21 protein-coding genes are annotated in these 22,159 nt (G+C 71.6%); 16 read left to right on the top strand and 5 right to left on the bottom strand.

The features are described 5' to 3' along the window. Position 1 precedes the first annotated feature (1 nt). The 10 genes from ABZW17_RS01230 to ABZW17_RS01185 all read left to right on the top strand — a co-directional run bounded on the left by ABZW17_RS01230 (position 2) and on the right by ABZW17_RS01185 (position 9,358). A complete protein-coding gene (locus tag ABZW17_RS01230; RefSeq protein WP_354808381.1) occupies positions 2 to 853 on the top strand; it encodes an ABC transporter permease in 852 nt (283 codons plus the stop codon). After that, positions 850 to 2,124 carry an MCE family protein gene (locus ABZW17_RS01225; protein WP_354808379.1) on the top strand — a complete coding sequence of 425 codons (1,275 nt, stop codon included), beginning with the start codon at positions 850 to 852 and terminating at the stop codon, positions 2,122 to 2,124. The genes ABZW17_RS01230 and ABZW17_RS01225 overlap by 4 nt, the downstream gene beginning before the upstream one ends. After that, positions 2,121 to 3,125 carry an MCE family protein gene (locus tag ABZW17_RS01220; protein WP_354808377.1) on the top strand — a complete coding sequence of 335 codons (1,005 nt, stop codon included), beginning with the start codon at positions 2,121 to 2,123 and terminating at the stop codon, positions 3,123 to 3,125. Before ABZW17_RS01225 ends, ABZW17_RS01220 begins: the two co-directional genes overlap by 4 nt. Continuing rightward, on the top strand, positions 3,122 to 4,114 hold the full coding sequence (locus ABZW17_RS01215) for an MCE family protein (RefSeq protein WP_354808375.1): 993 nt from the start codon (positions 3,122 to 3,124) through the stop codon (positions 4,112 to 4,114). The genes ABZW17_RS01220 and ABZW17_RS01215 overlap by 4 nt, the downstream gene beginning before the upstream one ends. Continuing rightward, positions 4,111 to 5,145, top strand: coding sequence for an MCE family protein (locus ABZW17_RS01210; protein ID WP_354808373.1), 1,035 nt, complete (start codon positions 4,111 to 4,113; stop codon positions 5,143 to 5,145). The genes ABZW17_RS01215 and ABZW17_RS01210 overlap by 4 nt, the downstream gene beginning before the upstream one ends. Beyond that, the gene (locus tag ABZW17_RS01205) at positions 5,142 to 6,224 is read left to right on the top strand and encodes an MCE family protein (RefSeq protein WP_354808371.1); all 1,083 of its coding nucleotides are present in this window, start codon (positions 5,142 to 5,144) and stop codon (positions 6,222 to 6,224) included. The genes ABZW17_RS01210 and ABZW17_RS01205 overlap by 4 nt, the downstream gene beginning before the upstream one ends. After that, positions 6,224 to 7,435, top strand: a complete 1,212-nt coding sequence (locus ABZW17_RS01200) for an MlaD family protein (protein WP_354808369.1) — start codon at positions 6,224 to 6,226, stop codon at positions 7,433 to 7,435. The genes ABZW17_RS01205 and ABZW17_RS01200 overlap by 1 nt, the downstream gene beginning before the upstream one ends. After that, positions 7,423 to 7,926 (top strand): hypothetical protein, encoded by a 504-nt coding sequence (locus ABZW17_RS01195; RefSeq protein ID WP_354808367.1) that lies wholly within the window; start codon positions 7,423 to 7,425, stop codon positions 7,924 to 7,926. The genes ABZW17_RS01200 and ABZW17_RS01195 overlap by 13 nt, the downstream gene beginning before the upstream one ends. Further along, on the top strand, positions 7,923 to 8,645 hold the full coding sequence (locus ABZW17_RS01190) for a hypothetical protein (RefSeq protein ID WP_354808365.1): 723 nt from the start codon (positions 7,923 to 7,925) through the stop codon (positions 8,643 to 8,645). Before ABZW17_RS01195 ends, ABZW17_RS01190 begins: the two co-directional genes overlap by 4 nt. 68 nt (positions 8,646 to 8,713) lie before the next feature. After that, a complete protein-coding gene (locus ABZW17_RS01185; protein WP_354808363.1) occupies positions 8,714 to 9,358 on the top strand; it encodes a hypothetical protein in 645 nt (214 codons plus the stop codon). A 49-nt stretch (positions 9,359 to 9,407) separates the two neighbouring features. Here the strand turns inward: ABZW17_RS01185 and ABZW17_RS01180 are convergent, their stop codons facing one another. After that, positions 9,408 to 10,298, bottom strand: coding sequence for a hypothetical protein (locus ABZW17_RS01180; protein WP_354808361.1), 891 nt, complete (start codon positions 10,296 to 10,298; stop codon positions 9,408 to 9,410). A gap of 424 nt (positions 10,299 to 10,722) precedes the next feature. On the opposite strand from ABZW17_RS01180, the gene ABZW17_RS01175 reads away from it, so the two are divergent. The 4 genes from ABZW17_RS01175 to ABZW17_RS01160 all read left to right on the top strand — a co-directional run bounded on the left by ABZW17_RS01175 (position 10,723) and on the right by ABZW17_RS01160 (position 14,061). Further along, entirely contained in the window at positions 10,723 to 11,361 is a 639-nt protein-coding gene (locus ABZW17_RS01175) for a DUF6801 domain-containing protein (protein ID WP_354808359.1), read from the top strand. An 86-nt stretch (positions 11,362 to 11,447) separates the two neighbouring features. Next, a complete protein-coding gene (locus tag ABZW17_RS01170) occupies positions 11,448 to 12,863 on the top strand; it encodes a DUF6801 domain-containing protein (RefSeq protein ID WP_354808357.1) in 1,416 nt (471 codons plus the stop codon). A gap of 23 nt (positions 12,864 to 12,886) precedes the next feature. Next, complete coding sequence (locus ABZW17_RS01165) at positions 12,887 to 13,459, top strand: DUF6801 domain-containing protein (protein ID WP_354808355.1); 573 nt, start codon at positions 12,887 to 12,889, stop codon at positions 13,457 to 13,459. A gap of 14 nt (positions 13,460 to 13,473) precedes the next feature. Continuing rightward, a complete protein-coding gene (locus tag ABZW17_RS01160) occupies positions 13,474 to 14,061 on the top strand; it encodes a DUF6801 domain-containing protein (protein WP_354808353.1) in 588 nt (195 codons plus the stop codon). Between the two features lie 60 nt (positions 14,062 to 14,121). Here ABZW17_RS01160 and ABZW17_RS01155 read toward each other — a convergent pair whose 3' ends face one another. Next, the gene (locus tag ABZW17_RS01155) at positions 14,122 to 15,399 is read right to left on the bottom strand and encodes a helix-turn-helix domain-containing protein (protein ID WP_354808351.1); all 1,278 of its coding nucleotides are present in this window, start codon (positions 15,397 to 15,399) and stop codon (positions 14,122 to 14,124) included. A gap of 313 nt (positions 15,400 to 15,712) precedes the next feature. Between ABZW17_RS01155 and ABZW17_RS01150 the strand changes: the two genes are divergently transcribed. Together ABZW17_RS01150 and ABZW17_RS01145 are read left to right on the top strand one after the other, a co-directional pair. After that, positions 15,713 to 16,408, top strand: coding sequence for a hypothetical protein (locus ABZW17_RS01150; RefSeq protein ID WP_354808349.1), 696 nt, complete (start codon positions 15,713 to 15,715; stop codon positions 16,406 to 16,408). Then, positions 16,405 to 16,764 carry a GntR family transcriptional regulator gene (locus ABZW17_RS01145; RefSeq protein ID WP_354808347.1) on the top strand — a complete coding sequence of 120 codons (360 nt, stop codon included), beginning with the start codon at positions 16,405 to 16,407 and terminating at the stop codon, positions 16,762 to 16,764. Before ABZW17_RS01150 ends, ABZW17_RS01145 begins: the two co-directional genes overlap by 4 nt. 15 nt (positions 16,765 to 16,779) lie before the next feature. Here ABZW17_RS01145 and ABZW17_RS01140 read toward each other — a convergent pair whose 3' ends face one another. The 3 genes from ABZW17_RS01140 to ABZW17_RS01130 form a co-directional block, all read right to left on the bottom strand. After that, positions 16,780 to 17,577, bottom strand: coding sequence for an arginase family protein (locus ABZW17_RS01140; RefSeq protein WP_354808345.1), 798 nt, complete (start codon positions 17,575 to 17,577; stop codon positions 16,780 to 16,782). 161 nt (positions 17,578 to 17,738) lie between these two features. Continuing rightward, positions 17,739 to 21,116, bottom strand: a complete 3,378-nt coding sequence (locus tag ABZW17_RS01135; protein WP_354808343.1) for a pyruvate carboxylase — start codon at positions 21,114 to 21,116, stop codon at positions 17,739 to 17,741. A 133-nt stretch (positions 21,117 to 21,249) separates the two neighbouring features. Then, positions 21,250 to 22,134 carry a S8 family peptidase gene (locus tag ABZW17_RS01130; RefSeq protein ID WP_354808611.1) on the bottom strand — a complete coding sequence of 295 codons (885 nt, stop codon included), beginning with the start codon at positions 22,132 to 22,134 and terminating at the stop codon, positions 21,250 to 21,252. Between the last annotated feature and the right edge of the window lie 25 nt (positions 22,135 to 22,159).

Below are 22,159 nucleotides of genomic sequence, written 5' to 3'. Positions count from 1 at the left end.
AGTGACGACCACGGACCTCCCGAGGACGGCTCGGGTACGCGAGGCCGTCGACCGCCGGTTCGGCTTCCTCGACACCCTCGGCGACCAGATCCTCTTCTTCCTCCGCGCGATCGCCTGGACCCCGCGCGCCCTGCACCGCTACCTGCGCGAGGTCGTCCGCCTGCTGGCCGAAGTCAGCTTCGGCAGCGGCGCGCTGGCGGTCATCGGCGGCACGATCGGCGTGATGATCGGGATGACCGTCGCCACCGGCACGGTCGTCGGCCTGCAGGGCTACTCCGCGCTGAACCAGGTCGGGACGTCGGCGTTCGCCGGGTTCGTCTCCGCCTACTTCAACACGCGCGAGATCGCGCCGCTGGTGAGCGGCCTCGCCCTGTCCGCCACCGTCGGCTGCGGCTTCACCGCGCAGCTCGGCGCGATGCGGATCTCCGAGGAGATCGACGCCCTCGAAGTCATGGGCATCCCCAGCGTCCCGTACCTGGTGACGACCCGGGTGATCGCCGGTTTCCTCGCCGTCATCCCGCTCTACGCGATCGGGCTGCTCTCGAGCTACCTCGCCTCGCGCGAGGTCACCGTGTTGTTCTTCGGCCAGTCCGCCGGCACCTACGACCACTACTTCCTGCTGTTCCTGCCGCCCGGCGACGTGCTGTGGTCGTTCGGGAAGGTCCTGGTGTTCAGCGTCGTGGTGGTGCTGGCCCACTGCTACTACGGCTTCCGCGCGAGCGGCGGCCCGGCCGGCGTCGGCGTCGCGGTGGGCCGCGCGGTGCGCACCGCGATCGTCGCGATCAGCGTGCTCGACTTCTTCCTCTCCCTCGCGATCTGGGGCGCGACGACGACCGTGCAGGTGGCCGGATGAGACGCGATACCCGCCGGAAGGCCGGGGTCCGCACCGCGGGGGTGCTGTTCCTGGTGGTGATGGGCGTGCTGGTGACGCTCTCGATCAAGGTGTACGACAAGGACTTCGTCACCACGGTCCCGGTGACGCTCAAGGCGAGCCGCATCGGCAACCAGCTGTCCCCGGGCGGCCAGGTCAAGGCCCGCGGCGTGCTCGTCGGCGAAATCCGCGAGGTCCGGGCGACGCCCCAGGGCGCCGAGATAGCGCTTGCTCTGGAACCGGGCAAGGTCGGCATGCTGCCGCGCAACGTCTCCGCGTTGCTCGTCCCGAAGACGCTGTTCGGCGAGCGGTACGTCCAGCTGTCCATCCCGGACGGCGTGCGCGCCCCGCACCTGGCCGCCGGCGACGTCATCGAGCAGGACCATTCGGCCAACGCGGTCGAGCTGGAACGGGTCTTCGACAACCTGCTGCCGGTGCTGCAGGCCGTTCAGCCGCAGAAACTGGCGACGACGCTGACCGCGGTTTCGACGGCGCTGGAAGGACGCGGCGAGCAGCTCGGGAAGACGATCAGCACGGCCGCGGACTACCTGAAGAACTTCAACCCCGACCTCCCGCAGCTGACTGCGGACCTGCACGACCTCGCGACGGTCTCGAACCTCTACGGCGACATCGCGCCCGACCTCCTGGACGCGCTCACCGCCTCCGCCGTCACGCTCAACACGGTCAAGGAGAAGCAGGCCGACCTGGCCGGGGTGTACCAGCAGGTCACCTCGTCGTCCCAGGAGGTCGCCGCCTTCCTGGCCAACAACCGCGACAACCTCATCTCCCTGGCCGCCGACAGCCGCGCGCCGCTGGAGATCGCGGCGAAGTACTCCCCCAGCTTCGCCTGCACGATCGGCTCGCTCAACGCACTGAGGAAATCCATGGACAAGGTGCTCGGCGCGGGCACGGACGAACCCGGCTTCCACGCCGAAGTCGCGGTCCTCCCCGACAGCGGCAAGTACCTGCCCGGCCGGGACGACCCGCGCTTCACCGGCGGCGGCGAGCCGCGGTGCTACCCCTCCGGCGTCTCCCCGACGATCGGCACCGCCGCGGCCGCCCCGGGAACCACCGGGCACCCGCTGCTCACCGGCGGCCAGGGCGACCTCGGGCTCGCGAACTCGCCGCAGGAGCAGCAGTTGCTGGCCACGCTGGTCGCCCCGTCGATCGGCGTGCCGACGGCCGAGGTCCCGGGTTGGAGCAGCGTGCTCGTCGGGGCGCTCTACCGCGGCACGGAGGTGACGCTCAAGTGAGGAACATCGCCTCCCCGCTGATCAAGAGCCTGATCTTCATCGCCGTCACCGCGCTCGCCACGGCGTTGCTGGCCATCTCCATCACGAACTCCGGCGTCGGCGCGGCCCAGCGCTACTCCGCGAAGTTCCTCGACGCCACCGCGCTCAACGTCGGCGACGACGTGCGCATCTCCGGCGTCCGGGTCGGCCAGGTCGAGTCCCTCGACATCGGCGACCGCAACCGGGCGGTGGTCGGGTTCTCCCTCGACCAGGGCCGCCGGCTGCCGGCCGACGTCCGGGCGGTCATCAAGTACCGCAACATGGTCGGCCAGCGGTACGTCGCCCTGGAGCGCGGGAACACCGCCACCCGGGAGCAGCTGCCCGAGGGCGCCGAGATCCCGCTGGACCGCACGACCCCCGCCCTCGACCTCACCGACCTCTTCAACGGCTTCAAGCCGCTGTTCCAGGCGCTGTCGCCGAACGACGTCAACGAGCTCTCCGGCGAGATCGTCCAGGTGCTGCAGGGCGAAGGCGGCACCGTCGAGAGCCTGCTCGCCCACACCGGTTCGCTGACCACCACCCTCGCCGGGCGCGACAAGGTGATCGGCGAGGTGATCGGGAACCTCAACGAGGTCCTCAAGACGGTCAACGGCAAGGGTGACGCGCTGGCCAACCTCGTCTCGACGTTGCGGCAGCTGGTGTCCGGCCTGGCCGGCGACCGCGCCGCGATCGGCGACGCCATCAGCGGCATCGGCGCGCTGACCGAGTCCACCGCCGGGCTGTTCGAGCAGGCCCGGCCACCGCTGAAGGACAGCATCTCCGGCCTGAAGGAGGTCGCGGGGACGCTGGCCCAGAACCAGTCCGATGTGGACGGTTTCCTGACAAACCTGCCGGTGAAGTTCAACGAGATCGCCCGGACCGCCTCCTACGGCTCCTGGATGAACTTCTTCCTCTGCCGCGCCACGCTCGAAACCACGCCCCCGCGCGGGGTGTACGTCCCGACGCAGAGGTGCGAATCGTGAAGTCCTTCAAGGAACGCAACCCTCTCGTCCTCGGCGTGGTCGGCAGCCTGGCGCTGGCCGCGGTGCTGACCGTCACGCTCAACTACGACAACCTGCCGATCGTCGGCGGCGGCACCACGTACGAGGCCGAGTTCTCCGAGGCCGCCGGCCTGCAGCCGGACGACGAGGTGCGGATCGCCGGCATCAAGGTCGGCGAAGTCAGGCAGGTGCAGCTGGCCGACGACCACGTGCTCGTCTCGTTCCGGGTCAAGAACGCCTGGATCGGCGACCGCACGTCCGCCGAGATCAAGATCAAGACGTTGCTGGGCCGCAAGTTCCTCGCGCTGAACCCGACCGGCGACGGTGTCCAGAACCCGGACCAGGCGATCCCGCGGACCCGGACCGTCACGCCCTACGACGTCACCGACGCCTTCAACGGCCTCGCCGGCACCGTCGGGGCGATCGACACCAAGCAGCTCGCGGACAGTTTCACCACGCTGTCGGACACCTTCCGCAACTCCCCCGAGCACGTCCGCAGCGCGCTCGACGGGCTGTCGCAGCTGTCGAAGACGGTGTCGAGCCGCGACAGCCAGATCGCCGAACTGCTGGCCAACGCGCGGAAGCTGACCACGACGCTGGCGAACTCGAACGACGACTTCGAGAAGCTCATCGGCGACGGCAACCTGCTGCTCACCGAGCTCAACCGGCGCCGGGACGCGATCCACGACCTGCTCACCGGCTCCGCGCGGCTGGCCGACCAGCTCAGCGGGCTGGTCAAGGACAACGGCGCCGAGCTCAAGCCGGCGCTGGAGGCGCTGAACCAGGTGACCGACCTGCTCAAGCGGCAGAACGACAACCTCACCAAGGGCCTGCAGCTGGCCGGGCCGTACTTCCGGGTGCTCACCAACACGACCGGCAACGGCCGCTGGATCGACGCCTACCTCTGCGGGCTGCTGCCCGAGAACCACGACCCCTGCACCCCGCCGAAGAACCCCGGAGGGGCGAAGTGAGCGCGCTGACCACGACCCGCGCCGGCGTCCTGACGAGCCGGTTCGTCGCCGCCGCCCTGCTGCTCGCCCTCGTCGTGTGCGCGGCGCTGTGGTGGGTGTTCTCCGGCTCCGGCCAGCACCACGTCACGGCGTACTTCACCCGCGCGGTCGGCGTCTACCCCGGCTCGGACGTGCGCGTGCTCGGCGTCCGGATCGGCCAGGTGGACAAGGTCACCCCGCGCGGCGAGCAGGTGCAGGTCGATCTGAGCGTCGACGGCTCGGTCGGGATCGCCGAGGACACCACGGTCCTGGTGATCGCGCCCAGCGTCGTCGCCGACCGCTACCTGCAGTTCGCCAAGCCGGCCCGCGGCGGGCCGCGGCTGCCGGACGGCGCGCAGATCCCGGTCCAGCGCACGGCCACCCCGGTCGAGCTCGACCAGCTCTACGCCAGCCTGGACACGATTTCGAAGGCACTCGGCCCGAACGGCGCCAACGCCCAGGGCGCGCTGTCCGACCTGCTCAAGACGGGCGCGCAGAACCTGCAGGGCAACGGCCGCGCGTTCAACGAAAGCGTCCGCAACTTCGCCCAGCTGGCGCGCACGCTGGCCGGCAACTCGAACGACCTGTTCGGGACCGTCGACCAGCTGCAGCAGTTCACCACCATGCTGGCCACCAACGACAGCCAGGTGAGCGCCGTCAACCAGCAGCTGTCGCAGATATCCGGGACCCTCGCGGCCAACAGCGGCGACCTGGCCCGGGCCCTCGACGGCCTCGGCCGCGCGCTCGCCGACGTCCAGGGGTTCATCCGCGACAACCGCGGCGCCCTCAAGGCCAATGTGGACAACCTGGTGACGACCACGCGGACCCTCGTCGAGCAGCGCGCGCAGCTGGCGGGCACGCTGGACGCCGTCCCGCTCGCCGTGTCGAACGTGCTCAACGCGGTCGACCCGGCCACCGGGCTGCTGCGGGGCCGCGGCAACTTCGACTACTACCTCCAGCCGCTGCCGTTGCCGGTGACCGGTGACGTCTACACGAACGGAGGGCAGCGATGAAGCGCGTCCTCGCCGTCGTGGCCGTCGGGTGCCTGACCCTCGCGGGCTGCTCGTCGGGTGAGTTCAAGGGCGTCTACGACCTGCCGCTGCCCGGCGGCGCCGATCTCGGCGACCACCCGTACTCGGTGACCGTGCAGTTCGCCGACGTGCTCGACCTGGTGCCGCAGGCCGCGGTGAAGGTCGGCGACGTGCCGGTGGGCCGGGTCCGCGAGGTCCGGCTGGGCGGCGACGGCTGGACGGCCGAAACGGTCCTGGAGGTCAACGGCGACGTCGTGTTGCCCGCCAACGCCGTCGCGCGGCTGCGGCAGTCCAGCCTGCTGGGCGAGAAGTTCGTCGAGCTGGCCCCGCCGGACGGCGACACCAAACCCGCGGGGACCGGGCGGCTGGCGAACGGCGCCACGATCACGCTGGACCGGACCAACCGCAACCCCGAGTTCGAGGAGATCTTCGGCGCCCTTTCGCTGCTGCTCAACGGCGGCGGCATCGGGCAGCTGCAGACGATCAACCGCGAGCTGTCGAAGGTGATGAACGGCAACGAGGGGCAGATCCGGTCGTTCCTGTCCGGGGTGGACACCCTGATGACCGACCTGGACGCCCACCGCTCCGACATCACCGAAGCGCTCGACGGCCTCAACCGGCTTTCGGCGACGCTCGAGCACCGCCACGAGCAGGTGTCCGGCGCGCTGACCGACCTGACGCCGGGGCTGCAGGCGCTGAGCGACCAGCGCACGCAGCTGGTCTCGATGCTGCAGTCGCTGGACCGGCTCTCGACGGTGGCGACCGACGTCGTCGACCGCAGCCGCGACGACATGGTCGCCGACCTGCGCGCGCTCGCCCCGATCCTGGAGCAGCTCGCCGCGGCCGGGCAGAACCTGCCGCAGTCGCTGCAGATGCTGCCGACGTTCCCGTTCCCGGATTCGGTGCTCAGCGCGGTGAAGGGCGACTACATCAACGCCTACGCCTCGATGATCCCGGCGCCCGGGGTGCCCCTGCCCCCGCCCGGCCAGGGTGTCCCGCCCGGCCTGCCGACGCTCCCGCTGCCGAGCAGCGGGACCCGGGTCTCCTCCGGAGGCAGCTGATGCTGAGCCGCAGAGTACGCGTCCAGGTCGTCCTGTTCGTCGTGATCGCGCTGGCCACGACGGCGTTCGTGGGCGCGAACTACGCCGGGCTGGGCCGGCTGTTCGGCTCCGGCAGCTACACGGTGAAGCTGGAGCTCGCCGAGGGGGGCGGGCTGTTCACCAACGGCGAGGTGACCTACCGCGGGGTCGCCGTCGGCCGGGTCGGCGAGCTGCGGCTCACCGTCACCGGCATGGAGGCCGACCTGCTGATCGACGACGGTGCCCCGCCGATCCCGGCCGACTCGGCCGCGGTGGTGGCGAACCGCTCGGCGGTCGGCGAGCAGTACGTCGACCTGCAGCCGCGCACGTCCGACGCGCCCTACCTCGACGGCAGCTCGGTGATCCGGCGCGAGTCGACGACGCTGCCGCTGCCGGTGAACAGCCTGCTGACGGACCTGGACTCGTTCACCGCGTCGGTGCCGACCCAGGACCTGCGCACGGTGGTGGACGAGCTCGACGACGCCCTGCGCGGCGCGGGCCCGGACCTGCAGACGCTGATGGACTCGGCGACGACGTTCACGCAGGAGGCGAGTGACCACCTGCCGCAGACGTCGAAGCTGATCGGCGACGGCGCGACGGTGCTGCGCACCCAGGTCGGGTCCTCGGCGGAGTGGCGCTCGTTCAGCAGCAACGCCCGCGTGTTCGCCCAGCAGCTGGCGAACTCGGACGGCGACCTGCGGCGGCTGATCGCGAGCGCGCCGCCCGCGGCGTCCGAGCTGAGCGGGCTGTTGAAGGAGAACGACCCGGGCCTGCCGATCCTGCTGGCCAACCTGCTCACGACGGCCCGGGTGTTCGGCACCCGCACGGCGGCGGAGGAGCAGCTGCTGGCCGAAACCCCGAAGGCGGTGGCGGCGGTGGGCTCGGCCCTGAACGACGCCGGCGACGCGCTGAAGATGGGCCTGGTGCTCAATTTCAACGACCCGCCCCCGTGCCTGCAGGGCTACGGGGACACCCCGCACCGGCCCAGCACGGACCTTTCGCCGTTGCCGCTGAACACCGGCGCGGCGTGCACCCTGCCGTACGGCGACCGGTCCTCGGTGCGCGGTGCGCAGAACGCCCCGCACGCCCCGGTCCCGGCCCCGGCGCTCCCGCCGGGCGGCCTGACGGGCCCCCTCGGCCTCGGCACCCAGGCGACGGCGACGAGCCTCGAGGAGATGCTGTGGCTGCGATGAAGGTCGTTCCGGTGGTGCTGGCCGCGTCGGCGGCCGTGTTCGCGGGCTGGTCGGGGTATTCGTGGTATGCGGCGGCCCATGCGCCCGCGGTGACGTACGGAGTGGCCCGCGACGAGGCGCTCACGACCGGCCGGACCCTGGTGGCGGAGCTGAACACCCTGGACTACCACGACGTGAACGGCGGGCTGGGCCGCTGGCTGTCGGCCTCGACGGGGCCGCTGCACGACCAGCTGGCCCGCACGGACGAGACGACGAAGCAGACCCTGGCGGCGAACGCCACGGTGGCCACGGGCCGCGTGGTGGACGCGGCGCTGAGCGAGCTCGACGAGCACGCGGGCACGGCGAAGCTGCTGGCCTCGGTGGAGATCACGATGGCGAAGGAAGGGGCGGCCCCGGCGGTGAAGAGGAACCGCTTCGCGGCGGCACTGAGCCGGACGCCGGACGGGTGGAAGCTCAGCGCCCTGGACCAGCTGCCGGTGGGTGCCCGATGAGCCGCACGAAGACAGCCGAGGCCCAGGCGGCCCAGGCGGCCGAGGCGGCCGAGGTGCCGCCGAACCCGGCGGCGGCCGATGTCGTTAACGCGAACACCGCCGAGGCCGAGGTGACGAGCGAGCCAACCGCCGAGGCCGAGGTGACGAGCGAGCCAACCGCCGAAGCCGACCCGGCCGAAGGCGAAGCCGAGGCCACCCCCGCCGAACCCCGTCCCGTCTGGCGCCGCCTCCCCGTTCTCCTCCTCGCCGCCGCTCTGGTCCTCACCGGTGCCGGTGTCTGGTTCACCCTCGAAGCCCGGTCCGCCGCCACCACGCCCGCCGCCACCAACCTCGCGCTCACCGATGTCGGTGCCACCGCCGACGTCACCTCCGCCGTCACCCTCGCGATGAACCGGATCTTCTCCTATTCCTACGACCGGACCGACGTCACCGAAAAGGCCGCCGCCGCCGTCCTGCGCGGGTCGGCGAAGGATTCCTACGACAAGCTCTTCGCCGAAGTCAGGCGGAAGGCCCCGGAACAGAAACTCGTGCTCACGTCGCGCGTTTCGGCCATCGCGGTGCAGGAACTCAAGAATGGTCACGCGCGGTTACTCGTCTTTCTCGACCAATCGGCCGTACGGGCCGACAACAATGCGACTGACAGCGCCGCAGCGCAGCTTTCCGTGACCGCGGAGCACACCGGTGGCGGCTGGGTCGTCACCGAGCTCGAACCCCGCTGAAAGAACGCACACTTCACCGTTTCCGGGAGCACCCGGAAGCGATCGGGAAACGCAAAAGGAGGACAACCATGTCCGTGGCAACGCAGCTGAGGAGACTGGCCGTGCTCACGTCGGCGGCGGCCGTCGTGCTGACCGGGGTCGCCGTCACGCCGGCCTCGGCCGACGTCATCGAAATCCCGGTGTCGTACAGCGTGAACGGCACCACCACGGTGAAGAAGACCGGCAGCACCATGAAGCTCGGCCCCGGCACCCTCCAGGGCAACCTGATCATCGACGACCAGACCGGCTCGGTCGGGCTCAGCGCGAACCTGTCGCTGCCGACGTCGCAGGCCGACATCTCGCTGGTTTCCGGCCTGTTCCGGATCAAGGCCAAGGTCAAGGTGATCCCGCTCGGGCCGGCCACCGGCACCATCGCCGACGGCACGCTGACCACGCACGCCAAGGCGAACATGGAGATCTCCGACATCTGGGTCGGGCTGCTGGCACCGGTGATCCCGCTGCCGACCGTGCCCGGTGCCTGCCGGACGAAGACCCCGGTCGACCTGAACCTGGTCGCGCCGAACATCGACATCACGTCGCCGACCATCACCATCGGCGCCACGTACACGATTCCCGAGTTCAACAACTGCTTCATCGCCGACCTGGCGCTCGGCGCCCTGGTTTCCGGGCCGGGCAACACGATTTCGCTCGACCTGACCGCTCCGCAGAGCTGACCGACCGGGTGGCGGGCGACCCCGCCCGCCACCCGTCCGCCCGGGAAGATCAGCAGGGCGCGGTGACGTTTTCCTTCAGCACGAAGCTGTCGTTGTCCCCGGCGGAGACGGCGAACACCGGCCCGCACGTCACCGGCTCCGACTCCGTGACGAAGTCCGAGCCCCAGTTGACGATGTCGCCGTTGGCCTTGAAGGCCAGGTTGTGGTTGAACCCGGCGTCGATGCCGACGACGTCGGACAGCGCCGCGTCCGGGACGTCGATCTGCTTGTAGTTGTCCCGGCCCCACGCGTAGACGCGTCCGTCCTTGAGCGCCAGGCTGTGGCTGAACCCGGCGGAGATCGCGGTGACCCCCGAGGACAGTCCGGCCGGGACGGTCGCCTGTCCGTAGGTGTTGTTGCCCCAGGCCAGCACCCCGCCGTTCTTCAGGACGAGGTTGTGGTCGCCGCCGGCGGAAATCGCGGTGACGCCGGTCTGCGCGAACGCCGGCACGTCGGTCCGCGTTCCCCAGCTCACCACCTGCCCGCCCTGTTTCAGGGCCAGGCTGTGCATGTTGGTCGTCGAGATCGCGATGACGCCGCTGCTCACCGAAGCCGGCAACGTGGTCTGGCCGTACCAGTTGTTGCCCCAGGCGATGACCTTGCCGTTCTTGAGGGCGAGCTCGTGGCCCCAGCCGGACGAGATCTGGCCGACGCCGGACTGCGCGTCGGCGGGGACCACGTTGGCGCCCCAGTTGTTCGCACCCCAGGCGAAGACCGCGCCGCTCTGCAGGGCCAGCACGGTCGTGCTGCCCGCCGACACGGCGGAGACCCCGGACAGCACGTTCGGCGGCGGGACGGTGATGCCGTAGTCCTGCTTCCCCCAGGCGATCACCCCGCCGACGGTGGCCGCGGACGCCGGCGACGCGCACAGCGACAGGGCCATCGCCGCCGAGACCGTCAATGCGGCTCCCCGGAGCGATACCCGTTCACAACGTGAAGCAAGTGGCACGGTAGCCTCCTTTCTCCCGATTCGTTATCCCCGATTGCTTCGGCAAGATCGTGAATGGTAGACCGTTCCCGGCACCGTTCGAGCCGCCGGTGCTTCTTTGTCAAAATCCGATGAAAGCCCCGGCGAGCCTGCGCGCGACCGCACAAGAAACCCCGGCCGCCCCGGCCCGGCGGACTGCCGATGCCACAAACTCTTGTTCCGTAATGAACTCGCGAGTAGCCTCATTCCCGGCAGATGGACCTCCACCTCGCACGTCGGTGAATTCACGTCCCGCCGCTCGGGGCAATGGGGGCGGGCGGACGTGATCGGCAGAGCAACGACGGCGAGCAATCGATCAGCCAAAAGCCGAGACTGTACTGAATCAAAGGAGATGGGTATGTCCCGACTCAGCAGGCTGTCCGCCGGAATCGCGACCACCGCTACCGCCGTCGGCGCCATCGCGGTCCTGACCGCGGGCACGGCGGCCGCCGCCACGATCACCTACACGGCCGGCGGCACCACGCCCCTGACCTACACCTGCTCGTTCCCGGGCATCACGCCGCAGCCGGTCCTCGTCACCTCGCACCTCGACGCGGACGACTCGGTCCCGGCCGGCGGCACGGTCACCCCGGTCAACGTGGGCGGCTCCGCGACGATCAGCGCCGGTGTCCACGCGCTGCTCACCGCGGTCGGCTACGACGGCATCCAGGGCACCGCCACGGTGCCGGTGACGGCGGCGTCGGGCACCCTGTCGCAGCCGGCGGCCACCGGCCTCGACATCCCGCAGACGATCTACCCGGCCGGCGGGCCGATCACGGTGAACATCTCGCAGGTCGCCACCTCGACGGTGCCGACCTACACCGCGCCGGCGACGCCGGGCACGGACACGCTGTCGATGGGCAACACGGTCACGGCGAACCTCCAGTTCCACAAGAAGGCGACCAACACCTGGACGCCGTGGACGATGAGCTGCACCCTGAAGGTCACCAACCCGGCCCAGAACGTGGCGTTCAGCCCGAGCATCACGATCTCCTGACCCGGTTCCCGGTGCGGGCCTCCTCGCGAGAGGGGCCCGCACCGGGTTTTCCGTCTTCCGCACCCCGAACACACCCAGGGAAACCGATGCCACGTCGAGTCCGGCCCCGCTCCGTCACGGTGACCGCCCTGGCGGCCGCCGGTCTGCTGTCCGCGGCGAACGGCGCGCTGACCGGGGTCGGTTCGGCCGCGCCCGGCCCCGCGGTCCCGCCGGACACCCAGGCGACGGCGTCGGTCTCGGTGCACTGCCCGTTCGCCGCCCCGCTCGGCCCGCGCGCGCTCACCGTCGAGACGACGGCGACGCTGCCCGCGCAGGCGAAGACCGGGACGTCGGCGACGATCGGCGGCTACTCCGTCAAGCTGACCCTCCCCCGCGACGTCGCGCTCTCGTTCCTGCCCGCCGGCGCCACCACCGGTTCGCTGCGCGGCGCGCTGCAGCTGGACCTCACGGTGCAGCAGGACGACCGCTCGGACCGGGTTCCGGTTTCCCTGGTGGTGGCCCCGACCCCGCTGCCGGAGACCGGGGACGTCGTCCTGACCGCCACCGGCACCGTGCCGGAGATCGCGATCAACACGATCGGCGCCGTCACCTTCGACGTCACCGCGCCGGCCCTCACGCTCGAAGCCGTCCCGGCCGCCGACGCGCCGGCGGCCGGCACCGCGCCGCCGAAGGTCGCGTGCACCCTCGACGACGGCCAGAAGACGACGCTGGGCAAGGTCCTCGTGCTCCCGAAGGTGACCCCGGGCACGAAGGAGAAGCAGGCCGCCGCGGCCGGCGAGGCGACGACCCAGGACGAGCCACCCGCCAACGTGTACACCCAGCCGCTCGGCCTGGTCAGCATCCTGACGAAGTCGACGGTCAAGAAGCTCGGCGCGACGGTCGTCGCCAACCCGTCGCTCCTGGTCGACGGGTTCATCAACGTGAACCTGGACACCGGCGACTCGTGGGTCACCGGCTCGTCCGCGTTCAGCCCGGTCACCGCGACGTTCCTCGGCTTCGGGTTCGTGCCGGTGAGCGCGACGGTCGAGTTCCTGCCGGTCGAGTACGAGACCCAGCGGATGATCGAGTTCTCCGGCAACCTGTACACCGACCCGGTCACGCAGCTGCCGTCCCTGCACGCGGACATGAAGGTGATGGCCCGGATGAGCCACGCCGAGATCAACGGCGTCCCGCTCGACCTCGGCCCCGACTGCGTGACGAAGGACCCGGTGCACCTCGTGCTGGACGGCCCGTACGAAGCGTTCGGCGTCGGCCACGTGAGCACCGAACCGAACGGCGGGTTCACGCTGCCGGGCTTCAAGGGCTGCAGCTCCGGCGGGCAGGACCTCAACCCGCTGCTCGACGGCATGAGCTCGGGCCCGGGCAACCAGGCCTACGTCGACACCTACAACCTGGTCGGCTGCACCACGCCCGACCCCGCCGACTGCGAGCCCGGCTCCAACCCGCCGGCGCCGGGCTCCCCGGGCGCGGCGGCGAAGAAGGCGGTCGCGAAACCGAGGTAGCACCGAACCGAGGGGGAACAACGATGAGGATCGCACCAGCTCTGGCGGCGGCCTTGCTCGTCACGGGCCTGGCGACGGAACCGGCACGGGCGGCGACGGCCTTCCAGGCCGGTCCGGTCGGCTACACCTGCCAGTTCCCCGACAATTCGCCGCAGACGGTGAGCCTGGCGGCCGGGTTCACCGGTCCGGACACCGTCGCCCCCGGGGCCGGCATCGGGCTCTCGGACGTCTCCGGCAGCGTCACGCTGTCCCCCGCCGCGGCGGCGTGGTTCACCAGCCTGGGCAACGACGGCCTCGCGGGCGGGCGGGTCGCGCTCTTCACCGAGGCGGTGAACGCCCCTCGCTCGACGTCCAACCCTCCCGCCGCGACGATCCAGCCGACGACGTGGGGCTCCGGCCCGGCCACGGTCGAGTTCACCGGCGGGCGGGGGTCGCACACGGCCGGCCCCTCGGGCACGATCACGTTCACCGCGGGCCGGCTCATCCTGCTGATGTCGCTCCACCGGCCGACCGGCGGGACGTCGTTCTACTCGGTGATCTGCCGGCCCCAGGACGGCCAGGACACCGCGTTCACCCCGGCCCTGCCGATCCGATGACCCGAGGGGAAACGATGAGGTTCGGAACGACTGCCGCGGCGGCCCTGCTCGTCACCGGCGTGACGACGGGAACGGCGTCGGCGGCCCCGGTGACACCGCAGACCGGCACCTTGACCTACACGTGCACCTACCCCGGCATCCCGGCGCAGAGCACGACGTTCACCGGCTCGTTCGCCGCCGAGGACCACGTGCCGCCGGGCGGGACGTTCACCCTCACCGGCGTGCAGCTGACCCATGTCCTGTCCCCGGCGGTCCGCTCGCTCTTCACGGCCGCCGGCTACGACGCGGTCCGGGGGTCGTTCGGCGCCTCGATCACCGCGACGAACGCAACCCCGGCCACCGCGTCGATCTCGGGCGGCTTCCCCGAGCAGGCGGTCCCGGCGACCGGCGGGCTGACCTTCCCCGAGTTAGCGGGCGACCTGACGTTCACGGCCGGCGCGGCGGGGTCGATCGGGTTCGCGCTGGGCGCACAGGTCAGCGAAAGCCTGCAGTTCCACAAGAAGCCGACGGGGACGTGGGTCGCCTTGTCTTCGACCTGCACGGTGAAGGTGACCAGCCCGGCGCAGAACCGCGCGTTCCAGCCGGACCTCGCGATCTCCTGACGCGGCGGTCGCCGCCGGGGCGCAGGGTTCGACCTTCGAGGAACCCGTGGCGGGCCGCGGCTACTGCGATGTCCACTGTGGACGCGAACCGCCCGACCGCGGTGACGGCAGCAGGTCGCTGACCGGGTACCGCAGGGGCAGCGGGGCCGACCCGGCCCGCAGCGCCAGCTCCATCTCGAACCGGGCCGACGGGTCGCGCAGGCTCTCGCCGAACGTCGCCTGCAGCTGGCGCATGCGGTAGCGGACCGTCTGCGGGTGGACGCCGAGGCGCTCGGCGATCTCCACCACGTTGCCCTGGCTGTCGAGCCACGCCCGCAGCGTCTCCAGCAGCCGCTCCTGCTGCTTGCCCGTCATGTCCGCCAGCGGGGCGAACAGCCGGTGCCGGAGCGTGCCGACCAGGCCGGTGTCGCTGTTGACCAGCAGCGTCGCCAGGTGCTCCTCGGCGCGCAGCACCGGCCGCGGCGCCAGCACGCCGCGCTCGGCGAGCTGGAGGGCGTTGCGGGCCCAGCGCAGGGAATCGGCGACCGAGGCGAGCGGGACGGACGGGCCGATCGACAGGCGGCAGTCCGGCAGGGCCACCTGCAGCGCCGCCAGCCGCGCGCCGCTCAGCTCGCCGGGGACGACCAGCTTCGGGTCCGGGGTGTCGAGCTCGGCGAGGACGTCGGCGTCCAGCCCGGCGTGGCGGCGGGCCGGGGCGACGCCGCCGGACGGGCAGATCGCCACCGGGGTCGCGTCCGAGGGCACCGGCCAGCCGATCAGCTGCGCCAGCTCGGCAATCGCCTTCGGGGACGCGGGCGGCGTCTCCAGGATCAGGTGCAGCAGCTTGCGGCGCCAGGTGTCCAGCGCTCCCGCCGTGCGCGCCTTCGCCTCCAGGTAGCCGTCGAGCGCGACCGAGGCCAGTTCGTCCATGAACGCCAGCATCGCGTCGGCCAGCTGCGACATCACCGCCGAGGAAAGCCCGCTCCGCCGCCCGACGCGCATGATCCGCCGCCACGACACGCGCGCGCCGACGCGGTAGGCCGACTGCAGCGTGTCGAGGCTGCGGCCTTCGCGCATTTCGTTCTGCCCCAGCCGGTGGTGCACCTCGTGGGACTGTTCCTTCGACACGGTCGGGTCGGCGATCTGCGCCACGAACAGCGTGATCGCGTATTCGACGCCGGCCCGGATCGACTTGCCGTACGGCCCGTCGAGCGGGCGCGCGTAGGCCGGGATGGTCGCGCGGATCTCTTCGACAATTTCGGCGGCGAGACTGGCCAGTTCCGGGCGCAGGATGTCGGCGAGCTTGCGGGGTAGTGCGGCGGGCGGCGCAGCGTGTTCGAATCCGCGCTCCACCGTCATCGCAGCTCCTTCGCTCCGCCCCGGGAATCCGGCCGCGGAACACCCGCGACCGGGCACCCCGCGCCTGTTGCGGGGATGACAACGGACACATCGAAAAACTAACGCCAAACGTGTCACGTCCGTGAAAGAAAACCGATTTCTTGTCACCGGGGTGACAAATTTCGGGGCGCCTGGCTGCGATCGGCTGACAAGTGTCCCGCCGAGTGCACTGTTGCGTGCGTGCGAACGGGCGAACGCCGTAACGAGCGCCCCGCGCTGCGGTTACGCCTCCCGCTTGTATCATGTGGTTGATACAAGCTTCGGGAGGTACCGCATGCCGTGGGACAACGTGCTCGCCGTCGGGCTCTTCACGGGCCTGATCGGGCTGGCGATCCTGATCGTGCTCTGGCCGGGCGAGAAGCACGGTAAGCGCTTGCTGGAGCGCTGGGGCGTGGCCGAACCCAGCGCCGCCGAGGTCGCGCTGGCCGTCCGGTACCTCAAGCGGCGCCGGCTCTGGTACCCGTGGCTGTTCCTCGCGATCCCGCCGCTGCTCGACGACGGCGGAGCGGGCACGATCGTCGTGACGCTGCTGCTGGGCGGCCTGATCGCCGAACTGCTGGCGCAGCGCCCGGCCCGCGGGCCCCGCCGGGAGGCCGTGCTGGCCCCGCGGACGCTGCGGGACGTCGTCCCGGTGTGGGTGCTGGTGCTCGGCGGGCTGGCGGCCGTGGCCGCGGTGGCGCACCTGGCGCTGACGGCCCAGGGGAAGCTGCTGGCGGTGGCCGCGGGCACGGTGGTGGTCTGCGCGGCGATCACGCTGCTCGCGGTGCGCCGCCCGGCCGTCGGCGAGCCGCGCACCGACCTGGCGCTGCGCACCCGCAGCGCCCGGGTGGCGATCGGGCTGGGCATCGGCGCGTGCACGGCGATCGGCTGGCCGGCCGGCGACTTCGGGTCGTTCCTGGTCGTCGTGGCCGGTTTGGCGGCGTTCCTGGCGGTCACGGCCCCGGTGAAACGGCAGCCGGCCGCCGCGTGAAGATCGTCGTCGACACCGAGACCGGGCTGGCCCCCTGGCGGCAGGTGCACGACCAGGTGGTCCGGGCGGTCACGACCGGCGCGCTGCCCGAGGGCACCCGGCTGCCCCCGATCCGCCAGCTGGCCCGTGACCTGGGCCTGGCCTCGGGCACGGTGGCCCGCGCCTACCGCGAACTGGAGGCGGCGGGCTGGGTGACGACGGCCCGCGCGCGCGGCACGGTGGTGACGATCCCGCCCGGCCGCCCGGACCCCGGCGCCCTGCTCCGGACGGCCGCCGCGGACTTCGCGACCCAAGCACGTGACCTGGGCACCGACCTCGACACCGCCCTCGACGCCGTCCGCGCGGCCTGGTCGTGAGTGGGAAACAGTGTTCTAACCCTGTTTCCCACTCACGAGCAGGCGACCCACCGCGGACAGGACGGGCTCCAGGACCTCGACCTCGCGCGGGGTGCCCACGCACTCGGTGATCCCCGCGCCCACCACGTCGTAGCGCGCCAGCGCGTCCAGCTCCGCCACCAGGCGGTCGATCGTCCAGCCGGCCGGCTCCGGGTAGTTCAGGCCCGGGAACTCCGCCGGGTCGAGGACGTCGAGATCCACGTGGACGTACAGCTTTTCCACGCCGGCCAAGGCGCCGGGGGATTCGGCCACGAGTCCCCGCGCAACCGCCGCCCGCTCCTCCGGGTCGAACACACGGGTCCCGGCGAGCGCCACGTTGCCGGGTGTCAACGCCGGGTCCGCGGCGAACTCCGGGTCGCCCTCGCCGAACAGCGACCGCAGCACCATCCCGTGGAACGCCCCCGACGGCGACGATTCCGCCGTGTTCAGGTCCGGGTGGGCGTCGAACCACGCGACACCCAGCCCGGGTCCGTACCGGAACCGCGCGACCCCGATCGGGACCAGCTCGACACCGCAGTCGCCGCCGATGGTCAGGACCGGCCCGCCCGGCGCCTCCAGGGCCGCCAACTGGGCCGAGCGGTTCGGGCCGGTCAGCACGGCCCGGGACGCGACCCCGGCGTCCACTTCGGACACCGCACGCGTCTGCGGGACGTGGTGGACGGGCCGGCCGAGCACGTGCCCGGCCAGCTCCGCCAGCGCCAGACAGCCGTCCGGCAGCTCTCCCGCGCGCGGGCCCACCGCGCCCTGCCGCTGCGGTACCGCGTTGATCAGCATCCGCCGAGCGTATCGCTGCCGCCCCGGGGGGGGGGGGGGGGTTTGGGCGGGTGAGAACGCCCGACCCCACCCCACCCCCGCAACCGGGGCGCAGGGGCGCGCCCCCCCCGCGCGCGTGCGTGGCCGGCCGGCTACAACCGCGCCTTACCACTCACGAGCGCTCACTCGAGGACGAGCAGGAGGTCGCCGCCTTCGACCTGCTGGACCGCGGTGATCGCCCGCCGGGCCACCTTGCCGCCGGCCGACGCCGTGATCGACGCCTCCATCTTCATCGCCTCGATCGTCGCGACCGTCGCCCCGGCCTCGACCGTGTCGCCCTCGGCGACCTGCAGCGTCACCACGCCCGCGAACGGCGCCGCGATCTGCTTCGGGTTGCCCTTCTCGGCCTTCTCCGTCGCCGGGATGTCCGACGCGATCGACTTGTCGCGGATCTGGATCGGCCGCAGCTGGCCGTTCAGCGTCGACATCACCGTGCGCACGCCGCGCTCGTCGGCCTCGCCGATGGCCTCCAGCTCGATGAGCAGCCGCACGCCCGGCTCGAGGTCGACCGAGTACTCCTCGCCCGGGCGCAGCCCGTAGAAGAAGTCCTTGCTCGGCAGCACGGACGTGTCGCCGTAGGCCTCGCGGTGCGCCTCGAACTCCTTCGTCGGGCCGGGGAACAGCAGCCGGTTGAGCGTCCGGCGCGGGTGTTCGGCCAGCGCGGCACGGTCCTCTTCGGACAGTTCGACGACCGGCTTCGCGGCCGCCCGGCCCTCCAGGGCCTTGGTGCGGAACGGCTCCGGCCAGCCGCCCGGCGGGTCGCCGAGCTCGCCGCGCAGGAAGCCGATCACCGAGTCCGGGATGTCGAACTTGTTCGGCTCCGCCTCGAAGTCGGCCGGTGAGACACCGGCGCCGACCAGGTGCAGCGCGAGGTCGCCGACGACCTTGGACGACGGCGTCACCTTCACCAGGTGGCCGAGGATCTTGTCCGCGGCGGCGTACATCGCCTCGATGTCCTCGAACCGGTCGCCCAGGCCCAGCGCGATGGCCTGCGTGCGCAGGTTCGACAGCTGCCCGCCGGGGATCTCGTGGTCGTAGACGCGCCCGGTCGGCGACGCCAGCCCGGCCTCGAACGGCGCGTAGATCTTGCGCACGCTCTCCCAGTACGGCTCCAGGTCGCCGATCGCCCGCAGGTCCAGACCGGTGGTCCGGGCCGAGTGGTCGGTGGCCGCCACGATCGAGGACAGCGACGGCTGCGACGTCGTGCCCGCCATCGACGACACCGCGCCGTCGACGGCGTCCGCCCCCGCGTTGATCGCCGCGAGGTAGGTGGCCAGCTGGCCGCCCGCGGTGTCGTGGGTGTGGATGTGCACCGGCAGGTCGAACTCCTTGCGCAGCGCGGTGACCAGCTTGGTCGCCGCGGGCGCGCGCAGCAGCCCGGCCATGTCCTTGATCGCCAGGACGTGCGCCCCGGCGCCGACGATCTGCTCGGCCAGCTTGAGGTAGTAGTCGAGCGTGTAGAGCTTCTCGCCCGGGTCGGACAGGTCCGAGGTGTAGCAGAGCGCCACCTCGGCGACCGCGGTCCCGGTCTCGCGCACGGCTTCGATGGCCGGGCGCATCTGCTCGACGTCGTTGAGCGCGTCGAAGATCCGGAAGATGTCGATGCCGGTCTTCGTCGCCTCCCGGACGAACGCGGTGGTCACCTCGGTCGGGTACGGCGTGTACCCGACGGTGTTCCGCCCGCGCAGCAGCATCTGGAGGCAGATGTTCGGCACGGCCTCGCGCAGCGCCGCGAGCCGCTCCCACGGGTCTTCGGCGAGGAACCGCAGCGCGACGTCGTAGGTCGCACCGCCCCAGCACTCCAGCGACAGCAGCTGCGGCAGGGTGTTCGCCACGACCGGCGCGACCGCGAGGAGGTCCTTCGACCGGACGCGGGTGGCGAGCAGCGACTGGTGCGCGTCGCGGAACGTCGTGTCGGTGACGCCGATGTGCGGCGACTTCCGCAGCCACTCCGCGAACCCGGCCGGGCCCAGCTCGACCAGCTTCTGCTTCGACCCCGGAGCCGGCTCGGCGTCCTTCGCGAGCTTCGGCAGCTTCAGCGTGGCATCCGGCGTCTTCGGCCGGTCGCCGTGCGGCTTGTTGACCGTCTGGTCGGCGAGGTAGGTCAGCAGCCGCGTGCCGCGGTCGGCGGACTGCCGCGCGGTGAGCAGCTCCGGGCGCTGTTCGATGAACGACGTCGTGACGCGCCCGGCGCGGAAGTCCGGGTCGTCGAGGACGGCCTGCAGGAACGGGATGTTCGTCGCGACCCCGCGGATCCGGAACTCGGCAACGGCGCGGCGCGCGCGGCCGACGGCCGTGGAGAAGTCGCGGCCGCGGCAGGTGAGCTTCACCAGCAGCGAGTCGAAGTGGGCGCTGATCTCGGTGCCGGAGAAGGCGGTGCCGCCGTCGAGGCGGATGCCCGAGCCGCCCGGCGAGCGGTAGGCGGAGATCATCCCGGTGTCCGGGCGGAAGCCGTTGGCCGGGTCCTCGGTGGTGATGCGGCACTGCAGCGCGGCGCCGCGCAGGTAGATCTTGTCCTGGGACAGCCCGAGGTCGGCGAGGGTCTCGCCGGAGGCGATCCGCAGCTGCGACTGCACGAGGTCGACGTCGGTGACCTCTTCGGTGACCGTGTGCTCGACCTGGATGCGCGGGTTCATCTCGATGAAGACGTGCTTGCCCTGCTTGTCGAGCAGGAACTCGACGGTGCCGGCGTTGCGGTAGCCGATCTGCTTCGCGAACTTGACCGCGTCCGCGCAGATCCGGTCCCGCAGCTCGGGGTCGAGGTTCGGGGCCGGGGCCAGCTCGACGACCTTCTGGTGGCGCCGCTGCACCGAGCAGTCGCGCTCGTAGAGGTGGATGATGTTGCCCGCGCCGTCGGCGAGGATCTGCACCTCGATGTGCCGCGGCTCGACGACCGCCTTCTCCAGGAAGACGGTCGGGTCGCCGAAGGCGGACTCGGCCTCGCGCGCGGCGGCCTCGATGGACTCGCGCAGCAGGGCGGGGTCCTCGACCCGGCGCATCCCGCGGCCACCACCGCCGGCGACGGCCTTCACGAAGACGGGGAAGCCGAGCTCTTCGGCCGCCGCGACCAGCGCGTCGACGTCGCTGGAGGGTTCGGAGGACCCCAGCACCGGGACGCCGGCCTCGCGCGCGGCCTTGACCGCGCGGGCCTTGTTACCGGTGAGTTCGAGGATGTCGGCGCTCGGCCCGACGAACGTGATGCCCGCTTCTTCGCACGCGCGCGCGAGATCGGGGTTCTCCGAGAGGAAGCCGTAGCCGGGGTAGACGGCGTCGGCCCCCGCCTTCTTCGCCGCGGCGACGATCTCGTCGACCGAGAGGTAGGCGCGCACGGGGTGACCGGGTTCGCCGATCTCGTACGCCTCGTCGGCCTTCAGGCGGTGCAGCGAGTTGCGGTCTTCGTGCGGAAACACGGCGACCGTCCCCGCACCGAGTTCGTAGCCGGCGCGGAACGCCCGGATCGCGATCTCCCCGCGGTTGGCCACCAGAACCTTGCGGAACATGCCCGGTCCTTCCCTCTTGGATCGGTAAGTCAACGCACGTTACCCGGTTCTTCCCGCTCTGCGGGAGCTCAGTCCCGGGTGATGGACATCATGCGTCGCGCAGGGTTGCCGGGCGGGTCGTCTGGGCAGCTTTTCAGGATCCCGGCGGCGCGTAAAGCAGCCGGTTGGCGGTGCCGCCCGGGACGCCCTTGAGGACGTCCGGCGTCGCCGCTTCGACCAGGGCTTCGTCCACCTGGGCGGGGGTGTCGCCGGGGTGCTGAGCGCGGTAGAGGGCGGCGACGCCGGCCGCGAACGCCGCCGCCATCGACGTGCCGGACTCCGGGCTCGCGCCGGTGCCGCCCGCGACCGGGCACGGGATGTCGGCGCCCGGGGCGTAGAGGTCGACGTCCTGGCCGGAGTTCGACGTCTTGTCCGGCCGGTCCTGGGCGTCCGAGGCGGCGACGGTCAGCGCCTCGGGCACCCGGCCCGGCGAGAAGCCGTCGGCGTCGGCGGTCTCGCTGCCGGCCGGGACGGCGATCGGCACCACCTCGGCCAGCCGTTTCACGGCGGCGTCGAGCTGGTCGTTGGGCACCCCGCCGATGCCGAGGACGGCGACCGCGGGCTGCTGGGCGTTCTGCGCGACCCAGTCGATGCCGGCGATGATCTGGTCGGTGGCGCCGCCGCCGCCGGAGTCGAGCACGCGCACGGGCACGATCTGGGCGCCCTTCGCGACGCCGTAGTCCTTGCCGGCGGCGATGCCGGCGAGGCGGGTACCGTGGCCGTTGGTGTCGGAGGTGTCGGTGCCGCCGTTCAGGAAGTCCCGCCCCGGTGCGACACGGCCCTGGAAGTCGGGGTGCCTCGCGTCGACGCCGCTGTCGATGACGTAGATGGTGACGCCTTCGGCCGCGGTCGCGTAGTGGTAGGTGTGGTCGAGGCCGGTGCGCTGGTCGATCCGGTCGAGGCCCCAGCCGGGCGGATCGGGCTGCACCCCGCCGCTCGAGACCTGCCCGGCGAGCACGGCCACGGCCGCGAGAAGCATCCTCATGATCGTCGTGGTACCCCGG

Source organism: Amycolatopsis sp. NPDC004625 (genome assembly GCF_040609695.1).
GTDB lineage: Bacteria > Actinomycetota > Actinomycetes > Mycobacteriales > Pseudonocardiaceae > Amycolatopsis.
Note: the sequence above shows the minus strand (reverse complement) of the source record. Positions and strands in the feature narration are given on the sequence as shown.